We start from the raw sequence: 17,253 nt of genomic DNA, 5'->3' as shown, positions 1-17,253 counted from the left end.
GCAGAAGAATTTGTTACCCCAAAATCAGCACCGCAGCATAAACGATGGCTAAACCAATCACACCGACTAACAGCCCCACTTTGGCCATGTCTTTGCTTTCGATCAGACCCGTCGAGTAGGCGAGAGAGTTGGGCGGCGTTGACACTGGCAAAATCATCCCGAGTGACGCTGAAAAAGCCACCACGACCAGTAACCCTTGCAAACCACCCACCGAGGAGAGGCTACTCATTGACGTGCCAATCGCCGCCGCTATCGGCATGAGTAAGTTGGCGGTGGCGGTATTGGACATAAAATTGGCCATTAACCAACAGACCAACGACAGCGCGACGACAATTGCAAAGGGTGAAAGGGATTGATAGTCGATGGCATGCGCCAGCGCTTTTGCCAGTCCGGTTTTATCTAGGCCGATGCCAATAGCAATTCCCCCGGCGACCAGCCAGAGTACATCCCAGTTGATCTGCTTGAGCTCTTCTTTGCCCATAATGCCTGTTAAGGTGAAGACGGCGAGAGGAATGATCGCCACTACATAGGTGTTCATGCCGTGCACTTGCGTGGTCATCCACAGCAATATGGTTAGCGCAAAGGTGATGTAAACCACTATCGCGCGCCAGCTGCGCTTAAATTTGCCATCCAACTTAAGCGTCATGGTCGCTTCGTTGGACGGAAAAAGTTTTTGCAGCAAAAACCAAGCAATGGTCAGTTGCACCAACACAAAAGGCAGGCCCATCGACATCCAACTGAGAAAATCGATGCTGTTGGCGCCAGTCAGATACTGTAAGGCGATAGCGTTGGGCGGCGTGCCGATGGGGGTTGCAATACCGCCGGTGTTCGCCGCAATCGGAATACAGAGCACGAGCGCTTTGATACCTAAGTCCCCTTTGGGCGCAGAGGCGACAATCGGCCCAAGTAGCGCCAACATCATCACAGTGGTGGCGGTGTTGGACATAAACATAGAAAAAACCGCGGTGATCAGCATCAGGCCCAGCATAATAAATTTGGGCTGGTGGCCAAAGGGTTTGAGCAATACGCGTGCAAGGTTGTTGTCCAGTTCGTATTTAGACGCGGCGATAGCGAGAGCAAAGCCCCCCATAAACAAGATGATGATCGGCGACGAGAAGGCAGAAAAAATATCGGTATAGGCGATGAGATTACCTAGCTCATGCCCTTCGGGCGGGCGACGAAAAAAGTGCAAGCCTTTATTGGATATCATGATCAGTTCAAGCGCGATGATCAAAATAGAAGTCGCAAACACGGGGACGGGTTCGAGGACCCAAAGCAGCGCTGCGAGCAGGAAAATCGCCAGCAAACGATGTTGGATCAGCATGAGATTGTCGATTGGGATTGCATCAATCGGCATCCACAAGACGCCAATCGGTATGGCAAAACAGATCAGCAGTTTCCATACCACGTCAGAAGTCAGTTTTGGCATGCATCGCACCTTAGCAATTTACGGTGGCATCAGGTTAAACGATTGTGAATTTTGCGTCTTAGAGGCGGGTTGAAGTTTCTAAACTTGCGCTGTTTTTCCACCAATGGTTTGTTTTTTGTCAAAAAAACAAAAAAAGCCCTTGCTGGGTGCAAGGGCTGATTCGTCAGTCACTGTTTAGCGGTTACTGCTTGTGCGCATAAGGTGTGCCGAGGCGTGTCTGAGCCCCGTTATGCATCGAGTCATCGAAGCGAATCGCGTCTTTGGCAAACAGGTTGATAACGGTTGAACCCAGTTTAAAGCGGCCCATCTCGTCACCTTTTTTCAGGATCACCGCGTTGTGTCCCTGAGCTGGGTAATCCCATTTGTGGACTGTGTTGCCACGTGGCGGGGTAATCGTCCCTGCCCAGATTTGCTCGATACTGCCGACAATCGTAGCGCCGACCAACACTTGAGCCATCGGACCGAAAGCCGTATCGAAAATACACACTACACGCTCGTTGCGCGCGAACAGGTTCGGAACGTTTTCAGCCGTTAGCGGATTTACCGAGAAGAGATCGCCAGGAACGTAAATCATCTGACGCAAGGTGCCATCACAAGGCATATGCACGCGGTGATAATCACGTGGTGAAAGATACAAGGTGGCGAAAGTGCCGTCTTTGAACTCTTCTGCCAGCGCCGCATCGCCGCCAAGCAGCTCTTGCGCCGAAAAATCATGGCCTTTGGCTTGGATTAGACGACCATCGGTGATCGGGCCAAACTGGCTAACACAAGCGTCAGCCGGATGAGTGATGATGTCATCACCTTGAGTGATGGGGCGCGCGCCATCTTTTAATTCACGGACAAAGAATTCGTTGAAGGTTTTGTAGTGAGCAGGATCGGCGTGTTTCGCTTCTGCCATATTCACATTGTATTGCTTGATGAACCAGCGAATGATCGCTGTGGTTAGACCGCCAGCTTTGGCTGATGCCAGTTTACCCACTAAGCGAGTTAGGCCATGTTGTGGAATCCAGTACTGCAGTCCAACTTTAATCTTATCCATTGTAAATACCGATAATGTTTGTGTGATTCTTGTTTCGGGCGCGTGATGTTACTGAAATTTATTTCGCTTGTCAGCAAGTGGTGACGAAATCTTACACAACTACAGATCCGCTTTTTTGTTGCGCGAATACTGTCGATTGGCTTTATTTTCCGCCATGCTTTCAATGATTCGATGGTAGTTTTCGTAACGAATGGGGCTGATCTCGCCTTTCTCCACCGCCTCACGCAGAATGCAGCCTGGGTCATCGCCATGTTTGCAATCTCGGAACTTACAAGCACCAAGATAGGGGCGAAATTCGATATAAGCGTTGGTCACTTCATCGGCTTCGAGGTGCCACAAACCAAACTCACGCACACCGGGTGAGTCAATCAGGTCGCCGCCGGAAGGAATGTGATACAAACGAGCAGCAGTGGTGGTATGTTGGCCCAAGCCAGACATTTCGGACACTTCACCCTCTTCCACATCCAGCTCTGGGATTAACGCATTAACCAAGCTGGATTTACCCACTCCCGATTGACCGACGAAAATGTTGATGCGTTCTCCAAGCTGCGCTTCGAGTTCGGCAATGCCTTCGCCCGATCGCTTACTCACGTATAGGACTTTGTAGCCAATCTTTTCGTATTCGGTTAACCAAGTTTTGTATTGCTTGAGATCCTCATCTTGCAGCAGATCAATCTTGTTCAGCACCAAAATTGGGGCGATATGCAGCGTTTCTGCCGCTATGAGATAGCGATCGATAATATTGAGCGAAAGCTCCGGTAAGACGGAAGAAACGATGATCATCTGATCGATGTTGGCCGCAACTGGCTTAAGGCCGTCGTAATAGTCCGGGCGAGTTAAAATCGAACTCCTTGGCTCTACAGCTTCCACCACCCCAGAAATGCCCGCCATCGATTCGAGCCCTTTTCGCCAAATCACTTTGTCTCCCGACACCAGTGATTCAATACCACGACGCAGATTGCAGCGCTCGATATCACCGCTTTCCAGATCTTCAATATCAGCGTGTTGACCAAAACGAGTGATCACCAATCCACGCTTACTGTCGCCGAGCATGGTCTCATCCCACTGCACAGTATCAGACGGTTTATTCAAACGTTTTTGTTGATTGTCACGTACCCGACGTACTTGACCTTTGGTTAGCTTTTTCTTTTTTGCCACGATAAGTTACTTAATTGATTGAGCGATAACGCGACAAGTATGACGGTTTTGTCGCTTTTGTCGAAGTATCTTGTTGCCACTATTTTGAGGTATAGTACCCGTTTTATCAGCAAACAAATAGGCAACTCCTCTATGTCTTTTAGCGACCAAAACTTAATTTGGATCGATCTTGAGATGACAGGTTTAGATCCTGATACGCATAAAATCATCGAAATCGCCTCTATTGTCACCGATAGTGAGCTGAATATTTTAGCGGAAGGACCAGTATTGGCGATTCATCAATCGGATGAAGAGTTAGCAAAGATGGATGAGTGGTGCACCAATACACATACAGCTAGCGGTCTTGTTGATCGAGTGCGTGCCAGCATGGTATCGGAGCAGGAAGCAGTTGAACAAACGCTGCGTTTTCTTGAGCAGTGGGTTCCACAAGGCGTGTCGCCAATTTGTGGCAACAGTATTGGTCAGGACAGACGTTTTCTTTACCGCCATATGCCTAAACTCGAAGAGTATTTCCACTATCGTTACATCGACGTCAGCACGCTAAAAGAGTTGGCGAAGCGTTGGAACCCTGAAATCCTTACCGGTTTTTCAAAGCGTGGTACCCACCTTGCTCTTGATGATATCCGCGAGTCGATTGCCGAATTGAAGTACTATCGCCAGACCATTTTTAACATCTGATAGGGCGATTCTTTCTTCGTTGGGCGGCGAATTTTTGCTTTGTTTGGGTGTTTTTTCAGCGAGTAAAAAAAAATTAAGTTTTTTTTCACTAAAGGACTTGCATCACTTAGAAATGCTCTTATAATTCGCAGCCCTGAACAGCGGAAAACGTTGTGAATGCGACACTAGCTCAGTTGGTAGAGCGCAACCTTGCCAAGGTTGAGGTCACGAGTTCGAACCTCGTGTGTCGCTCCAGAATTTATAGTTGTCATCGTACTTAACGGTGAAATGCGACACTAGCTCAGTTGGTAGAGCGCAACCTTGACAAGGTTGAGGTCACGCCTTTTTGTTTTTAAAGAAGGGAACCTCGTGTGTCGCTCCAAATTGAAGTTGTCATCGTACTTAACGATGAAATGCGACACTAGCTCAGTTGGTAGAGCGCAACCTTGCCAAGGTTGAGGTCACGAGTTCGAACCTCGTGTGTCGCTCCAAATTGAATTTGTCATCGTACTTAACGGTGAAATGCGACACTAACTCAGTTGATGAGCAAACCTTGCCAAGGTTGAGGTCACGCCTTTTTGTTTTAAAGAAGTGAACCTCGTGTGCCGCTCCATTTTCTCTTAAGTAAAATGGTATAGTTCTTATCGTGCTTAACGGTAATATCGGACGCGGGATGGAGCAGCTTGGTAGCTCGTCGGGCTCATAACCCGAAGGTCGTTGGTTCAAATCCAGCTCCCGCAACCACATTCTGTATTAAGTGCTCCGGCATTTAATCATTGCGACACTAGCTCAGTTGGTAGAGCACTAGGTCACGAGTTCGAACCTCGTGTGTCGCTCCAAATTGAATTTGTCATCGTGCTTAACGATGAAATGCGCAAACTCAGTTGATGAGCAAACCTTGCCAAGGTTGAGGTCACGCCTTTTGTTTTAAAGTGAACCTCGATTTTCTCTTAAGTAAAATGGTATAGCTCTTATCGTGCTTAACGGTAATATCGGACTGGAGCAGCCAGAAGGTCGTTGGTTCAAATCCAGCTCCCGCAACCACATTCTGTATTAAGTGCTCCGGCATTTAATCATTGCGACACTAGCTCAGTTGGTAGAGCGCAACCTTGCCAAGGTTGAGGTCACGAGTTCGAACCTCGTGTGTCGCTCCAAATTGAATTTGTCATCGTGCTTAACGATGAAATGCGACACTAACTCAGTTGATGAGCAAACCTTGCCAAGGTTGAGGTCACGCCTTTTTGTTTTAAAGAAGTGAACCTCGTGTGTCGCTCCATTTTCTCTTAAGTAAAATGGTATAGCTCTTATCGTGCTTAACGGTAATATCGGACGCGGGATGGAGCAGCTTGGTAGCTCGTCGGGCTCATAACCCGAAGGTCGTTGGTTCAAATCCAGCTCCCGCAACCACATTCAAAGCTCCGCATTTAATCATTGCGACACTGTCAGTTGGTAGAGCGCAACCTTAACAGTGAACCTCGTGTGTCGCTCCAGATGTTAATTGTTATCGTACTTAACGATGAAATGCGACACTAGGATGGAGCAGGTTGAGGTCACGCTCGTCGGGTGTAGCTCTTATCGTGCCCGAAGGTCGTTGGTTCAAATCCAGCTCCCGCAACCACATTCAAAGCTCTCACTGTGCTTAACAGTGACACAATACGGACGCGGGGTGGAGCAGCTTGGTAGCTCGTCGGGCTCATAACCCGAAGGTCGTCGGTTCAAATCCGGCCCCCGCAACCAATTTCTTCTGGCTTATAAGCCATCGCTCTTTAGTAATGCTGAGAAGCATGAACCCCAAAGAATGAAATAAATATCCGGAAAACGCTTTCGGATATTTTTTTGTTGCCTCTTGTTTTTGAGTCACTTATTTAGCCTAGCTTTCTCAAGAAAACTGGGCATTTCCCTATTTCGCTAACAGACTTATCCACAGAAATTATATTGTGGATAACTTAGTTGATAACATGTTCTGCAGTAGTTGACTTTCTTCTGAAAAAAGGATCTTTGCTCTCCCCTTTAATAAGCTGTTAGTGGCTAATTCTGTTAACTATATGTTTTTTATTGTTTTTTATTGTGATGGTTAGTCATTCATGCGTTATATTTGGATCATAATGGCATCTTTTTTTGATCCTAGTCATTGATTGGATATGTGCTTAACTTTTCCGAGAAGGCTGTAGAATGCGTTGCTCCTGGATTTTTTCCACATTTTGGAAAATTGAGAGGGAGGTCAAATATTGCACTGTGTTTCTGTGCTCTGCCCACGCCTCATGCGTCCCTAGGCAGACCTTTTTCAACGATACGGATTAGCCTTTGGTTTTTGATATCGATAGTAGAGTGATCGGCCGATTGGTTCAGTTGTTCTGCTAGAGCCCAATCGATGTGAACATCCAGTAGTTCATTTTGTCCCTTGCGTTCTTGTAATGCTTGCACAATTTTCAGTGAATAAGGGGCGTTCCCCATGGCTATCGCCAAGTTTCTCAGCCACTGCAAGTGACCAATGCGACGGATCGCCGAACCTTCCATCTTTTTCAGAAAGGTGGGCTCATCCCATAGAAACAAATTCACAAGGTCAGCTTGACGTAGCGAGTCACGGCGATGGAAGTCGCTCTGCTCGGTGAGTTCCGCTTCACGATTCCAAGGGCAAACTAACTGACAATCGTCACAGCCGTAAATTCGGTTGCCCATTGCTTTGCGAAATTCCTCAGGAATGACCCCAGAAAACTCTATGGTCAGGTAGGAGATACAGCGTCTGGCATCGACGATTTTGTCGTCGACGATGGCTTGGGTTGGGCACGAGGTGATACACGCTTTACATTTCCCACAGTCATCGTCACTTGGTTCGTCGACAGGTAAAGGCAAATCGATCAGCAGTTCGCCGAGGAAAAACCAAGAGCCAGCTTCTTTATCTAAGATCAGTGAATGTTTTCCAGTCCAGCCAAGTCCGGCTTTTTGCGCCAAAGGTCGCTCCAAAATGGGGGCTGAATCGACAAAAGGCCGATAACCGAAGGCACCGACCGCATTTTCAATACGTTTGCCGAGTTCACTGAGCTGCTTTCTAACTAGCTTATGATAGTCACGGCCCAGGGCGTAGCGGCTGATGTAGGCTTGAGTTTTGTCAGCCAGATTTGCAGCAAACTGCGCTTGTGGAGGAAGATAGTTGATGCGCACGCTGATCACTCGGATGGTTCCGGGGAGCAACTCGTCGGGGCGAGCACGCATCATGCCGTGTCTGGCCATCCAATCCATGCTGCCGTGATAGCCTGCATCTAGCCACTTTTGCAGCTCGGCCTCGTGTTCACGCAGATCAACATCGCAGATCCCGACTTTTTGAAAACCGAGTTCGGCTCCCCAAATTTTGATCTGTTGCGCGAGTTGCTGGTAGTCCATGCGAGTTGCCTGAAGAAAAACGGACGCGGATCTTACTGGATCTTCGGCCAAGGTTCTAGCTTAGTGAGCGATCTCGGAGGATTTTTCCACGAAATGACATTTAGGCGCTTGTCTCTCAAAACAGACACAGTTTACTATTCCTGTTCTTTTGATTTTTATATAGTCAGTTCCCAGATTCAGAGACCGATGATCATGCACGTAAAGCAGTTCGAACTTAAAGATGAGCAGGCCACCATTAATCTTGGCGCACAGCTTGCCAATCTTTGCTCCCAACAAACCACCATTTATTTGCATGGGGACTTGGGTGCAGGAAAAACCACATTCAGTCGTGGTTTTGTTCGTGCTTTGGGCCATGAGGGCAATGTTAAAAGCCCAACCTACACCTTAGTTGAACCCTATCAGTTAGCCAACTGGCAGGTGTACCACTTCGATCTATATCGTTTGGCTGATCCTGAAGAGCTGGAGTTTATGGGGATTCGCGACTACTTTACCGCCGATGCCGTCTGCTTGGTCGAATGGCCAGAAAAAGGCGCGGGGTTGCTGCCCGAGCCGGATTTAGATATCGATATTCGCTATCAAGGTGAAGCTCGCATCGCACAACTAACAGCAAACAACCCGTATGGCATTGAGCTGCTCAGTAAATTGGAGTTAAGTTGAGTTTAAAGTGCATCAAAACCGCTGCGATATGGCTGTCAGCGGTTTGTCTTCTTCTGCCAGCGTGGGCTTTTGCTAACGTTCTGCAAAGTGTCAGGGTTTGGCCTTCTCCGGATGAAACCCGCGTGGTGATCGATTTGGCGGATGAGGCGGATTTCAGTTATTTCTCCCTCACAAAGCCAGACCGTTTGGTGGTTGATTTAAAGAAGACGAGTTTGGGCGCAAAACTGCCAGTCACGGTGGCAGACAGCCCGGTATTGAGCAAAATCCGTAAAAGTTCGCCCCCAGAATCGGGCACTTACCGACTGGTGTTTGAACTGAAAAAGCGTTCTCAGGCAGAACTGTTTAAGTTGGCACCGACCCCTGGCGGCGGTTATGGTCACCGTTTGGTGATCGATTTACCGCACAAAGAGCGCACAGCGAACGCATCGGCCTCACCGACACCCAGCGTCAGTAAAGACATTCAATCTGTCCATCGAGCGGAAGATATTCTGATTGTGATTGATCCGGGACACGGCGGTGAAGATCCCGGCTCTATTGGCCCAACACGTCGATACGAAAAAAATGCCACTTTAAGTATCTCAAAAAAGATCGCGGCAGAGCTCGACGTCGTGCCGGGAATCAAAACCCAGCTCACTCGCTCTGGCGACTATTTTGTCAATTTAAACCGTCGCGTTGCGATTGCGCGCGAAAACGAGGCTCACTTCCTTATCTCGATTCACGCCGATGCGTTTACCTCGCCACAACCTCGGGGTGGGTCGGTATTCGTTCTCAATACACGTCGCGCCAATACTGAGATTGCTCGTTGGGTCGAAAACCACGAGAAACAGTCGGAGATTTTGGGCGGGGCAGGCACTGCATTTGCGAACGTCAACGACAAAAACGTTAACCAAACCTTGCTGGATCTGCAATTTAGCCATTCGCAGAAAGAGGGTTACAAGCTTGCTACTGAGATCCTCGGCGAAATGGGCAAGGTAGCAAAGCTGCACAACGAAAATCCGATCAATACCAGCCTAGCGGTGCTACGTTCACCACAAATCCCATCGGTGCTGGTCGAAACGGGATTTATCTCCAATCCGACCGAAGAGAAACTGCTGTTCCAACGTGCTCACCAAGACAAGCTCGCGAAAGCCATTGCTAAAGCGGTGATTAAATACTTGCAAGATAACCCACCGGAAGGAACGGTTTTCTCTGCCAATGCGAAACCGATTTGGCACACGGTGAAGCGCGGCGAATCGCTGTCGCTGATTGCCAAACAATATGGCACAACGACGCAAGCGATTATGCGGGACAATAAACTGAAAAGTTCCACTTTGGCGATTGGGCAGACGCTACGCATTGATAATGGCGCGCCGACCGCGGCGATCATTCCGGAAAAGCCAAATACAGTGGAAACGGAGCGCATTACCCATACTGTCGGCCGTGGTGAGTATTTAGGCAAGATTGCCGAGCACTATAAGGTGGGTGTCGATGATATTCGGAAGGAAAACAATCTTAAGTCCGATACCTTATGGGTTGGGCAGAAGCTAAAAATCACCGTCAGTTTAAAAGACAAGCCGATCCGCAAACACAAAGTGGTGCGCGGCGAGTATCTGAGCAAAATCGCGGCCAAGTATGATGTCAGCGTTGCCAGTATCCGCTCGGCCAATAATCTGCGTGCCGACGAACTCGCGGTTGGGCAGATATTGATTATTCCCAACAAGTAGGCGGGCGTATGGCAATCAAAATATTACCCGCTAGGCTCGCCAACCAAATTGCTGCCGGGGAAGTGGTCGAAAGGCCCGCTTCGGTGGTGAAAGAGTTAGTGGAAAATAGCCTCGACTCCGGGGCGACTCGCATTGATATCGATATCGAGAAAGGCGGCGCTAAGCTGATTCGAATTCGTGATAACGGTTCGGGTATTTGCAAAGACGAACTGGGTCTGGCGCTCAGCCGTCATGCGACATCGAAAATTCATACTTTAGATGATTTAGAAGCGATCATGAGCCTTGGTTTTCGCGGTGAAGCGCTGGCGAGTATCAGCTCTGTCTCACGTCTTACGCTCACGTCTCGTCCGGCAACCCAAGAGCAAGCTTGGAGTGCGTATACGGAAGGGCGTGACATGCAGGTAAATCTGCAACCGACCGCTCACCCGATCGGCACAACGGTTGAAGTGTTAGACCTGTTTTTTAACACCCCTGCGCGGCGCAAATTCCTGCGCACGGAAAAAACCGAATTTGCCCATATTGATGAACTTCTCAAACGTATTGCACTCAGCCGTTTCGATGTCAGCATCACACTGCGTCACAATGGCAAGGTGGTTCGGCAGTATCGAGCGGCGAAAACGCCCAGCCAAGCAGAAAAGCGCTTGGCTTCAGTTTGTGGCAACGCGTTTGTTCGCCATATGTTGGCGATTGAACTGGAGCATCAAGGGTTAAAACTTCATGGTTGGATCACCACGCCAGAGGGCGCGCGCCAGCAAAGTGATTTGCAGTATTGTTATGTGAATGGACGGATGATGCGCGATAAGCTCATTAACCATGCGATCCGTCAGAGCTACGAAAACAGTTTAAAACCGGAACAGTTCGCCGCCTATGTGCTGTTTATTGAACTGGATCCTCATCAGGTCGATGTCAATGTTCATCCAGCCAAACATGAAGTGCGCTTTCACCAAGCGCGCTTAGTGCATGACTTCATCTACCAAGCGCTGGCCAGTGCTTTGGCACAAAGTGACGTGATTGAAGCGCCGCAGATAAGTGCTTCCGCGTTTCATCATCCCGCCGAGCCAGAAAATGAATCCGCGGCCGATGAAGCGGTTGATGCAGTACCAGAGTCGGTTTATCAAGCGATAGATAAGTCGCCTGCTTATCCTCGCAAGCAAGTGGCGCGTGACAGTGAAGCCGCCTCGGGCGTTGCCGAAGCTTTTGTGCCTCCCACTCGTGGCGAAAAAGCGCCAGCGCGTCAGGCTTGGCAAGAATCTCGTCCATCCTCATCGGGGCGTGGTAACTCAGAATATCATCCCATAGAGACGCCCTCTAAACAGCAAGTCAAAGCTTACCAAGATCTATTGCAGACGCCGGATGTGCCTTCTCCTCCAGAGACAATGACGCGCGTTGAGTCTTTGCAAACGCAGACATCTCATGCGCCGAGTGAGCTGGGTAAGGCTGTCGCGATTGTAGAGCAAGTCTACGTGCTGATGGGCAGCAAATCAGGTAGTTTTCTACTGTCTCTGGCTAGGGCAGAGTATTATCGCTGCCTAGGTCAGCTCAATACCACTGCACAAGCATTAAAATCTCAACCCTTGCTGGTGCCGCTGTCACTCAAATTGACCTCAGAGCAGATGTCAGCCTCTGCGCAGCTAGAGCAAACTTTTGCTCGTTTTGGCCTTCAGTTTAAACCACGCAATGACAGAGCCTTGCTCGTGATGGGTGTCCCTGCGCCGCTTCGGCAACAAAACCTACAACTTCTGATCCCAGATCTGCTATCTTACGCAGCTTCATTTGCTCAGGAAGCTAGGAATGAAGGTTGTGCTTCGTCGCTAGCCCATTGGCTCGCTCTGCGCATCACCAAAGTGAAAAGTCACTATACTCTTTCTGAAGCAATTCAAATTATTTCGGAACTCGAACAGCTCTGGCAGGGTCTACTTCCATTGCAAGATGGCAAATTGCTCACAGAGATCGATTTCTCAGCGACGATAGCAAAACTGAAACCATGACAGACAGATTACCTTTGGCCTTGTTTTTAATGGGGCCTACCGCATCGGGAAAAACGGAACTGGCCATCCGCCTACGTCAGAAATATCCAGTTGAGATCATCAGTGTGGACTCCGCGCTGATCTATAAAGGTATGGATATTGGCACGGCGAAGCCGGACGAGCGGGAGCAGCAGTTAGCGCCGCATCGATTGATCGATATCTTGGATCCGGCGCAATCTTATTCCGCGGCGGATTTTCGCCGAGATGCGTTGCAAGCGATGCACGAGATTGCTGCGCAGGGGAAAATACCGCTATTGGTCGGCGGTACTATGTTGTATTTTAAGGCGTTATTAGAAGGTTTATCACCATTACCTGCCGCAAACCCTGAAATACGTCAGCAAATTGAGCAAGAGGCATTGACTAAAGGTTGGTCAGTATTGCACGATGAACTCAAAGAGATCGATCCTGTGTCGGCGGCGAGAATTCATCCCAATGATCCACAAAGATTATCTAGGGCATTGGAAGTTTTTCGCATTTCAGGTAAAACTCTTACTGAGTTGACGCAAACCAAAGGCGAAAGCCTGCCGTTTCGAGTCAAACAGTTTGCAATAGCTCCTAAGGATAGGGCAGAACTTCATCGTCGTATTGAGCTGCGCTTCGACAAAATGATGGAAGCGGGATTTGAACAAGAGATGAAAACCTTGCACGCACGCGAGGATCTTCATCCGGATCTTCCTTCTATTCGATGTGTCGGTTATCGGCAGATGTGGGACTATTTAGACGGGAATGGCACTCTAGCCGAAGCGATTTATCGCGGCATCTGCGCCACCCGTCAATTGGCCAAGCGACAGATTACCTGGCTGCGCAGCTGGGATAGCCTAACTTGGTTAGATAGCGAGGACATTGAACAGTCATTAGAAACTCTTTCAGAAGCCATAGCATCTGATTGAGATAGCTGTGTATAATGTGATCGTTTTTGCGTGAATACACTCACTGAAGGATCGTTATTGGCGACGTTAGTGACAACTGGCTAATAACTAGAGTGTTATTTTGTTCGTTTAGCTCAGATGCAAAGGCAGTCTCTTTTGCAGTGCACCACTAGCTAAATAATTACAACTACAAATTAAATAAGGAAAATAAAATGGCTAAGGGGCAATCTCTACAAGACCCATTTCTAAATGCACTCCGTCGTGAGCGTATTCCAGTGTCTATCTATTTGGTAAACGGCATCAAACTACAAGGTCAGATTGAATCATTTGATCAGTTTGTCATCCTACTAAAAAACACCGTTAACCAAATGGTTTACAAGCACGCTATCTCTACCGTTGTACCGGCACGTCCAGTAAGCCACCACAGCGGTGAGCGTAGCCCATCGGATCGTCCACAAGATAAATCTGAAGATTAATCTTTTCGTCGATCGTGTTACTACATTAAGGAGTTGATTGCTTGTTTGACCGTTATGAATCCGGTGAGCGAGCCGTACTTGTTCATATCAACTTCACGCAAGAAGGTGAGTGGGAAGACTTGGCAGAATGCGAAATGCTAGTCTCCTCTGCTGGGGTAACGACACTGCAAGTGATTACGGGCAGTCGACGTTCCCCGCACCCGAAATACTACGTCGGAGAGGGCAAGGCTCAGGAGATTGCACAGGCAGTGCAAATGACTGGTGCTGAAATTGTGGTTTTTAATCACGCCCTCTCTCCTGCCCAGGAACGCAACCTCGAAAGACTATGCCAGTGTCGTGTTATCGATCGCACAGGCCTAATTCTTGATATCTTCGCTCAACGAGCACGAACCCATGAAGGTAAACTTCAAGTCGAACTGGCTCAACTGAGACATATATCTACTCGCTTAATTCGTGGTTGGACGCATCTGGAAAGACAAAAAGGTGGTATTGGTCTGCGAGGACCGGGTGAAACCCAGCTAGAAACAGACCGCCGTTTATTGCGTGAGCGGATCAAAGCGATTCTTCGCCGCCTAGAAAAGGTATCGAAGCAACGTGAACAGGGGCGTCGTGCTCGAAATCGCGCCGAAATACCCACCCTTTCATTGGTCGGGTACACCAACGCGGGTAAATCTACCCTATTTAACCGCATTACCGAAGCCGGTGTTTATGCCGCGGATCAACTGTTTGCCACGTTGGATCCTACGCTGCGTAAAATCGACTTGATGGATGTTGGCCCTGCAATTTTGGCTGACACCGTTGGCTTTATTCGACATCTGCCACATGATTTAGTGGCTGCATTTAAAGCCACCTTGCAAGAGACGCAAGAAGCTGACATTTTGTTACATGTTGTTGATGCCAGTGATGAGCGTTTTCGTGAGAATATTCAAGCTGTTCACGATGTGTTGACGGAAATTGATGCACATGAAATCCCGACTTTGGTCGTGATGAACAAGATCGACAACATGGAAGATCAGCATCCACGTATCGAGCGTGATGATGAAGGTGTTCCTCGTGTTGTTTGGGTCTCAGCAATGGAAGGAAAGGGCATCGACTTGTTGTTCGCGGCGCTCACCGAACGGTTAGCGTCCCAGATCATCGAATATCAGTTGCGAATCCCTCCACAGCATCAAGGAAGACTTCGCAGTATATTTTTCCAAATGAAGTGTATTCAGCAGGAAGGATACGACCAAGATGGTAACTTGTTGATCGATATTCGAATGCAGCAAGTAGATTGGTCTAGACTTGAAAAAAAAGAAGGGGCAGTTTTGCGTGACTTTATCGTTACTTAAAGGACTGCTACAGTATAACGTCATATCAAATGATGGAGCTTTCTAATGGCGTGGAATGAGCCTGGAAATAACAACGGCAATAATGGCCGCGATAATGACCCTTGGGGTAACAATAATCGCGGTGGCCAGCGTCCGGGGGGCCGAGACCAAGGGCCGCCGGATTTGGATGAAGTGTTTAACAAGCTAAGTCAAAAGCTGGGTGGCAAGTTTGGCAACAAAGGAGGCAAAGGCCCTTCATTCTCTGGTGGTAGCGCAATTGGCTTTGGAGTCATTGCTGCAATCGCTGTTGCAGTGTGGTTCTTTTCTGGTTTCTATACGATTGGTGAAGCTGAGCGTGGCGTCGTGCTGCGCTTAGGTAAGTATGATCGTATCGTTGATCCAGGTTTGAACTGGCGTCCTCGCTTTGTTGATGAAGTGACTGCCGTTAACGTACAAGCGATTCGCTCACTGCGTGCATCGGGTTTGATGTTGACCAAAGATGAAAACGTGGTCACTGTCGGCATGGATGTACAATATCGCGTGTCTGATCCATACAAGTACTTGTATCGTGTGACTAATGCTGACGATAGCTTACGCCAAGCAACCGACTCAGCGTTACGTGCCGTGGTTGGTGATTCTTTGATGGACAGCATCTTAACCAGTGGCCGTCAGCAAATTCGCCAAAGTACCCAAACGACCTTGAATCAAATCATTGATAGCTATGATATGGGCTTAATGATTGTCGATGTCAACTTCCAGTCGGCTCGTCCGCCAGAGCAAGTGAAAGATGCGTTCGATGATGCGATTGCGGCGCGAGAAGATGAAGAGCGTTTCATTCGTGAGTCTGAAGCGTATAAGAACGAAATTCTGCCTAAAGCAACAGGCCGAGCAGAACGTTTGAAGAAAGAAGCGCAAGGTTATACCGAACGCACGGTTAACGAAGCATTGGGTCAAGTGGCACAGTTTGAAAAACTGCTCCCTGAGTACCAAGCGGCTCCAGCGGTTACCCGTGATCGTCTCTACCTTGATACGATGGAAGAAGTGTACTCAAACACATCGAAAGTGCTGATTGATTCGCAATCGAGTGGCAATCTGCTCTATCTGCCGATTGATAAGCTGACCAGCCAAAGTGGTCAAGCAGAGAGTAAGCGTAAAGATCCGTCTTCGGCGGCGTACGACCAGATTCAACTAGAGTCTCAGAGTAACAGTGATGATGTGCAGAGTACGCAGTCGCGCAACACTGGCTCACGTCAAGGGAGATACTAATCATGCGTAAATTAATGATCCCTGTGTTGGTGATTGCCCTTGCGTCACTACTTATGTCCTTGTTTGTTATCCCTGAAGGTGAGCGCGGTATTGTTGTCCGTTTCGGTCGTATTCTGAAAGATAACAATGAAATTGCTCGAATCTACGAACCGGGTTTGCATTTTAAAATGCCACTGTTTGATCGAGTAAGAACGTTAGATGCGCGCATCCAAACAATGGATGGCCGCTCTGACCGTTTCGTGACTTCAGAGAAAAAAGATGTGATCATCGATACCTATGTCAAATGGCGTATTGAAGACTTTGGTCAATACTACTTGGCAACGGGTGGTGGCAATGCATTGACGGCACAAGCACTGTTAGAGCGTAAAGTGACAGACATTCTTCGTTCTGAAATCGGTTCTCGTGAAATCAAACAAATTGTTTCGGGCCCACGTAATAAAGATGTCTTGCCGGAAAGTGCTGATGACGAAGTCGTCACGACTGAGGCTGCGAAACAAGCATTGGAAATCGATGGTCAGCGTGACCAAGTGATGGAAAATGTGTTGGAAGATACGCGTAAAGGCGCACTGAAAGATTTAGGCGTGAGAGTGGTTGATTTCCGTATTAAGAAAATCAACCTCCCAGATGAGATCAGTGAGTCTATCTATCGTCGTATGCGTGCTGAACGTGAGTCAGTAGCTCGTAAACACCGCTCTCAAGGTCGTGAAAAAGCCGAAGTCATTCGCGCTCAAGCTGAACTTGAAGTGGCGACTATCTTAGCGGAAGCGGATAAAACGGCTCGCGTAACTCGCGGTGATGCTGATGCTAAAGCGGCGAAGATCTACTCTGAAGCGTACAACAAAGATCCTGAGTTCTTCAGTTTCTTACGCTCTCTAAGAGCCTATGAGAAATCCTTTAGCTCCAAGAACGATATTCTGGTTTTGGATCCGAAGAGTGATTTCTTCCAGTATATGAACAGTGGTAAAGGCGTTGAAGCTAAGTAAGCGCTAAACCGCACAAATCGAAAGGCTCCCGTTGTTGGAGCCTTTTTTTATCCGTGACTCATCATGTAAGCAATCACAGCCCCTGCAACCACTAGGCAACCGCCAATACGGCGCAACTGATGGTCGGGTTGTTCACTGAGCTGTGCCACCATGCTGCGCCATCCTCGAGGTGCGAGCAAAGGTCCCAGCCCTTCAACAATCAAAACAAGCCCCAATGCGATCCAAAGTGAATCTGCCATAGAATAAATACCCATCTAAGAAGCAAGAGAGCATGGTAGCAGTGAAGCGTGTGATGAAA

At 48.4% G+C, this 17,253-nt stretch carries 14 protein-coding genes and 9 tRNA genes; 18 read left to right on the top strand and 5 right to left on the bottom strand.

The window, feature by feature from the left end:
* Positions 1-13: 13 nt before the first annotated feature.
* The 3 genes from I3X05_RS15450 to rsgA all read right to left on the bottom strand — a co-directional run bounded on the left by I3X05_RS15450 (position 14) and on the right by rsgA (position 3,626).
* The gene (locus tag I3X05_RS15450) at positions 14-1,429 is read right to left on the bottom strand and encodes an SLC13 family permease (RefSeq protein WP_193157665.1); all 1,416 of its coding nucleotides are present in this window, start codon (positions 1,427-1,429) and stop codon (positions 14-16) included.
* Between the two features lie 181 nt (positions 1,430-1,610).
* Complete coding sequence (gene asd / locus I3X05_RS15445) at positions 1,611-2,468, bottom strand: archaetidylserine decarboxylase (protein WP_045569283.1); 858 nt, start codon at positions 2,466-2,468, stop codon at positions 1,611-1,613.
* Between the two features lie 99 nt (positions 2,469-2,567).
* A complete protein-coding gene (gene rsgA, locus I3X05_RS15440; RefSeq protein WP_045569282.1) occupies positions 2,568-3,626 on the bottom strand; it encodes a small ribosomal subunit biogenesis GTPase RsgA in 1,059 nt (352 codons plus the stop codon).
* Positions 3,627-3,758: 132 nt separating this feature from the next.
* Between rsgA and orn the strand changes: the two genes are divergently transcribed.
* The 10 genes from orn to I3X05_RS15390 all read left to right on the top strand — a co-directional run bounded on the left by orn (position 3,759) and on the right by I3X05_RS15390 (position 6,020).
* Entirely contained in the window at positions 3,759-4,304 is a 546-nt protein-coding gene (gene orn / locus I3X05_RS15435; protein WP_045569281.1) for an oligoribonuclease, read from the top strand.
* Positions 4,305-4,462: 158 nt separating this feature from the next.
* Positions 4,463-4,538, top strand: a tRNA-Gly gene (locus tag I3X05_RS15430).
* A 35-nt stretch (positions 4,539-4,573) separates the two neighbouring features.
* A tRNA-Val gene (locus tag I3X05_RS15425) sits at positions 4,574-4,665 on the top strand.
* 33 nt (positions 4,666-4,698) lie between these two features.
* A tRNA-Gly gene (locus I3X05_RS15420) sits at positions 4,699-4,774 on the top strand.
* 176 nt (positions 4,775-4,950) lie between these two features.
* A tRNA-Met gene (locus tag I3X05_RS15415) sits at positions 4,951-5,027 on the top strand.
* Positions 5,028-5,061: 34 nt separating this feature from the next.
* Positions 5,062-5,122 (top strand) — tRNA-OTHER (locus I3X05_RS15410).
* Positions 5,123-5,361: 239 nt separating this feature from the next.
* Positions 5,362-5,437 (top strand) — tRNA-Gly (locus tag I3X05_RS15405).
* Between the two features lie 176 nt (positions 5,438-5,613).
* Positions 5,614-5,690 (top strand) — tRNA-Met (locus I3X05_RS15400).
* A gap of 115 nt (positions 5,691-5,805) precedes the next feature.
* Positions 5,806-5,901, top strand: a tRNA-OTHER gene (locus I3X05_RS15395).
* A gap of 42 nt (positions 5,902-5,943) precedes the next feature.
* A tRNA-Met gene (locus I3X05_RS15390) sits at positions 5,944-6,020 on the top strand.
* Between the two features lie 522 nt (positions 6,021-6,542).
* Here I3X05_RS15390 and queG read toward each other — a convergent pair.
* Positions 6,543-7,664, bottom strand: coding sequence for a tRNA epoxyqueuosine(34) reductase QueG (queG, locus tag I3X05_RS15385; protein WP_045569670.1), 1,122 nt, complete (start codon positions 7,662-7,664; stop codon positions 6,543-6,545).
* A gap of 192 nt (positions 7,665-7,856) precedes the next feature.
* Between queG and tsaE the strand changes: the two genes are divergently transcribed.
* The 8 genes from tsaE (at position 7,857) to hflC (ending at position 16,955) form a co-directional block, all read left to right on the top strand.
* On the top strand, positions 7,857-8,321 hold the full coding sequence (gene tsaE / locus I3X05_RS15380; protein ID WP_039436869.1) for a tRNA (adenosine(37)-N6)-threonylcarbamoyltransferase complex ATPase subunit type 1 TsaE: 465 nt from the start codon (positions 7,857-7,859) through the stop codon (positions 8,319-8,321).
* Positions 8,322-8,332: 11 nt separating this feature from the next.
* Positions 8,333-10,024 (top strand): N-acetylmuramoyl-L-alanine amidase, encoded by a 1,692-nt coding sequence (locus I3X05_RS15375; protein WP_319024121.1) that lies wholly within the window; start codon positions 8,333-8,335, stop codon positions 10,022-10,024.
* Positions 10,025-10,032: 8 nt separating this feature from the next.
* Positions 10,033-12,012, top strand: coding sequence for a DNA mismatch repair endonuclease MutL (mutL, locus tag I3X05_RS15370; protein WP_045569672.1), 1,980 nt, complete (start codon positions 10,033-10,035; stop codon positions 12,010-12,012).
* A complete protein-coding gene (gene miaA, locus I3X05_RS15365) occupies positions 12,009-12,941 on the top strand; it encodes a tRNA (adenosine(37)-N6)-dimethylallyltransferase MiaA (protein WP_045569673.1) in 933 nt (310 codons plus the stop codon). The genes mutL and miaA overlap by 4 nt, the downstream gene beginning before the upstream one ends.
* A 191-nt stretch (positions 12,942-13,132) precedes the next feature.
* Positions 13,133-13,396, top strand: a complete 264-nt coding sequence (gene hfq, locus I3X05_RS15360) for an RNA chaperone Hfq (RefSeq protein ID WP_039431220.1) — start codon at positions 13,133-13,135, stop codon at positions 13,394-13,396.
* 41 nt (positions 13,397-13,437) lie between these two features.
* Entirely contained in the window at positions 13,438-14,727 is a 1,290-nt protein-coding gene (gene hflX / locus I3X05_RS15355) for a ribosome rescue GTPase HflX (RefSeq protein WP_045569674.1), read from the top strand.
* A 45-nt stretch (positions 14,728-14,772) separates the two neighbouring features.
* Positions 14,773-15,972: an FtsH protease activity modulator HflK gene (gene hflK, locus I3X05_RS15350; RefSeq protein WP_045569675.1), complete on the top strand. Its 1,200-nt coding sequence runs from the start codon at positions 14,773-14,775 to the stop codon at positions 15,970-15,972.
* Between the two features lie 2 nt (positions 15,973-15,974).
* Positions 15,975-16,955 (top strand): protease modulator HflC, encoded by a 981-nt coding sequence (gene hflC / locus I3X05_RS15345; RefSeq protein ID WP_045569676.1) that lies wholly within the window; start codon positions 15,975-15,977, stop codon positions 16,953-16,955.
* Positions 16,956-17,002: 47 nt separating this feature from the next.
* On the opposite strand, the gene I3X05_RS15340 is transcribed toward hflC, so the two are convergent.
* On the bottom strand, positions 17,003-17,194 hold the full coding sequence (locus tag I3X05_RS15340) for a DUF2065 domain-containing protein (protein WP_045569677.1): 192 nt from the start codon (positions 17,192-17,194) through the stop codon (positions 17,003-17,005).
* Positions 17,195-17,253 lie beyond the last annotated feature (59 nt).

The organism is Vibrio navarrensis (genome assembly GCF_015767675.1).
In the GTDB taxonomy this organism is placed as follows: Bacteria; Pseudomonadota; Gammaproteobacteria; order Enterobacterales; family Vibrionaceae; genus Vibrio.
This window is presented reverse-complemented; position numbering and strand designations above follow the sequence as displayed.

Coding starts and splice junctions, on each gene's coding strand:
- I3X05_RS15450 (WP_193157665.1), bottom strand. CDS start 1,429: ATGCCAAAACTGACTTCTGACGTGGTATGGAAACTGCTGATCTGTTTT.
- asd (WP_045569283.1), bottom strand. CDS start 2,468: ATGGATAAGATTAAAGTTGGACTGCAGTACTGGATTCCACAACATGGC.
- orn (WP_045569281.1), top strand. CDS start 3,759: ATGTCTTTTAGCGACCAAAACTTAATTTGGATCGATCTTGAGATGACA.
- queG (WP_045569670.1), bottom strand. CDS start 7,664: ATGGACTACCAGCAACTCGCGCAACAGATCAAAATTTGGGGAGCCGAA.
- tsaE (WP_039436869.1), top strand. CDS start 7,857: ATGCACGTAAAGCAGTTCGAACTTAAAGATGAGCAGGCCACCATTAAT.
- mutL (WP_045569672.1), top strand. CDS start 10,033: ATGGCAATCAAAATATTACCCGCTAGGCTCGCCAACCAAATTGCTGCC.
- miaA (WP_045569673.1), top strand. CDS start 12,009: ATGACAGACAGATTACCTTTGGCCTTGTTTTTAATGGGGCCTACCGCA.
- hfq (WP_039431220.1), top strand. CDS start 13,133: ATGGCTAAGGGGCAATCTCTACAAGACCCATTTCTAAATGCACTCCGT.
- hflK (WP_045569675.1), top strand. CDS start 14,773: ATGGCGTGGAATGAGCCTGGAAATAACAACGGCAATAATGGCCGCGAT.
- hflC (WP_045569676.1), top strand. CDS start 15,975: ATGCGTAAATTAATGATCCCTGTGTTGGTGATTGCCCTTGCGTCACTA.
- I3X05_RS15340 (WP_045569677.1), bottom strand. CDS start 17,194: ATGGCAGATTCACTTTGGATCGCATTGGGGCTTGTTTTGATTGTTGAA.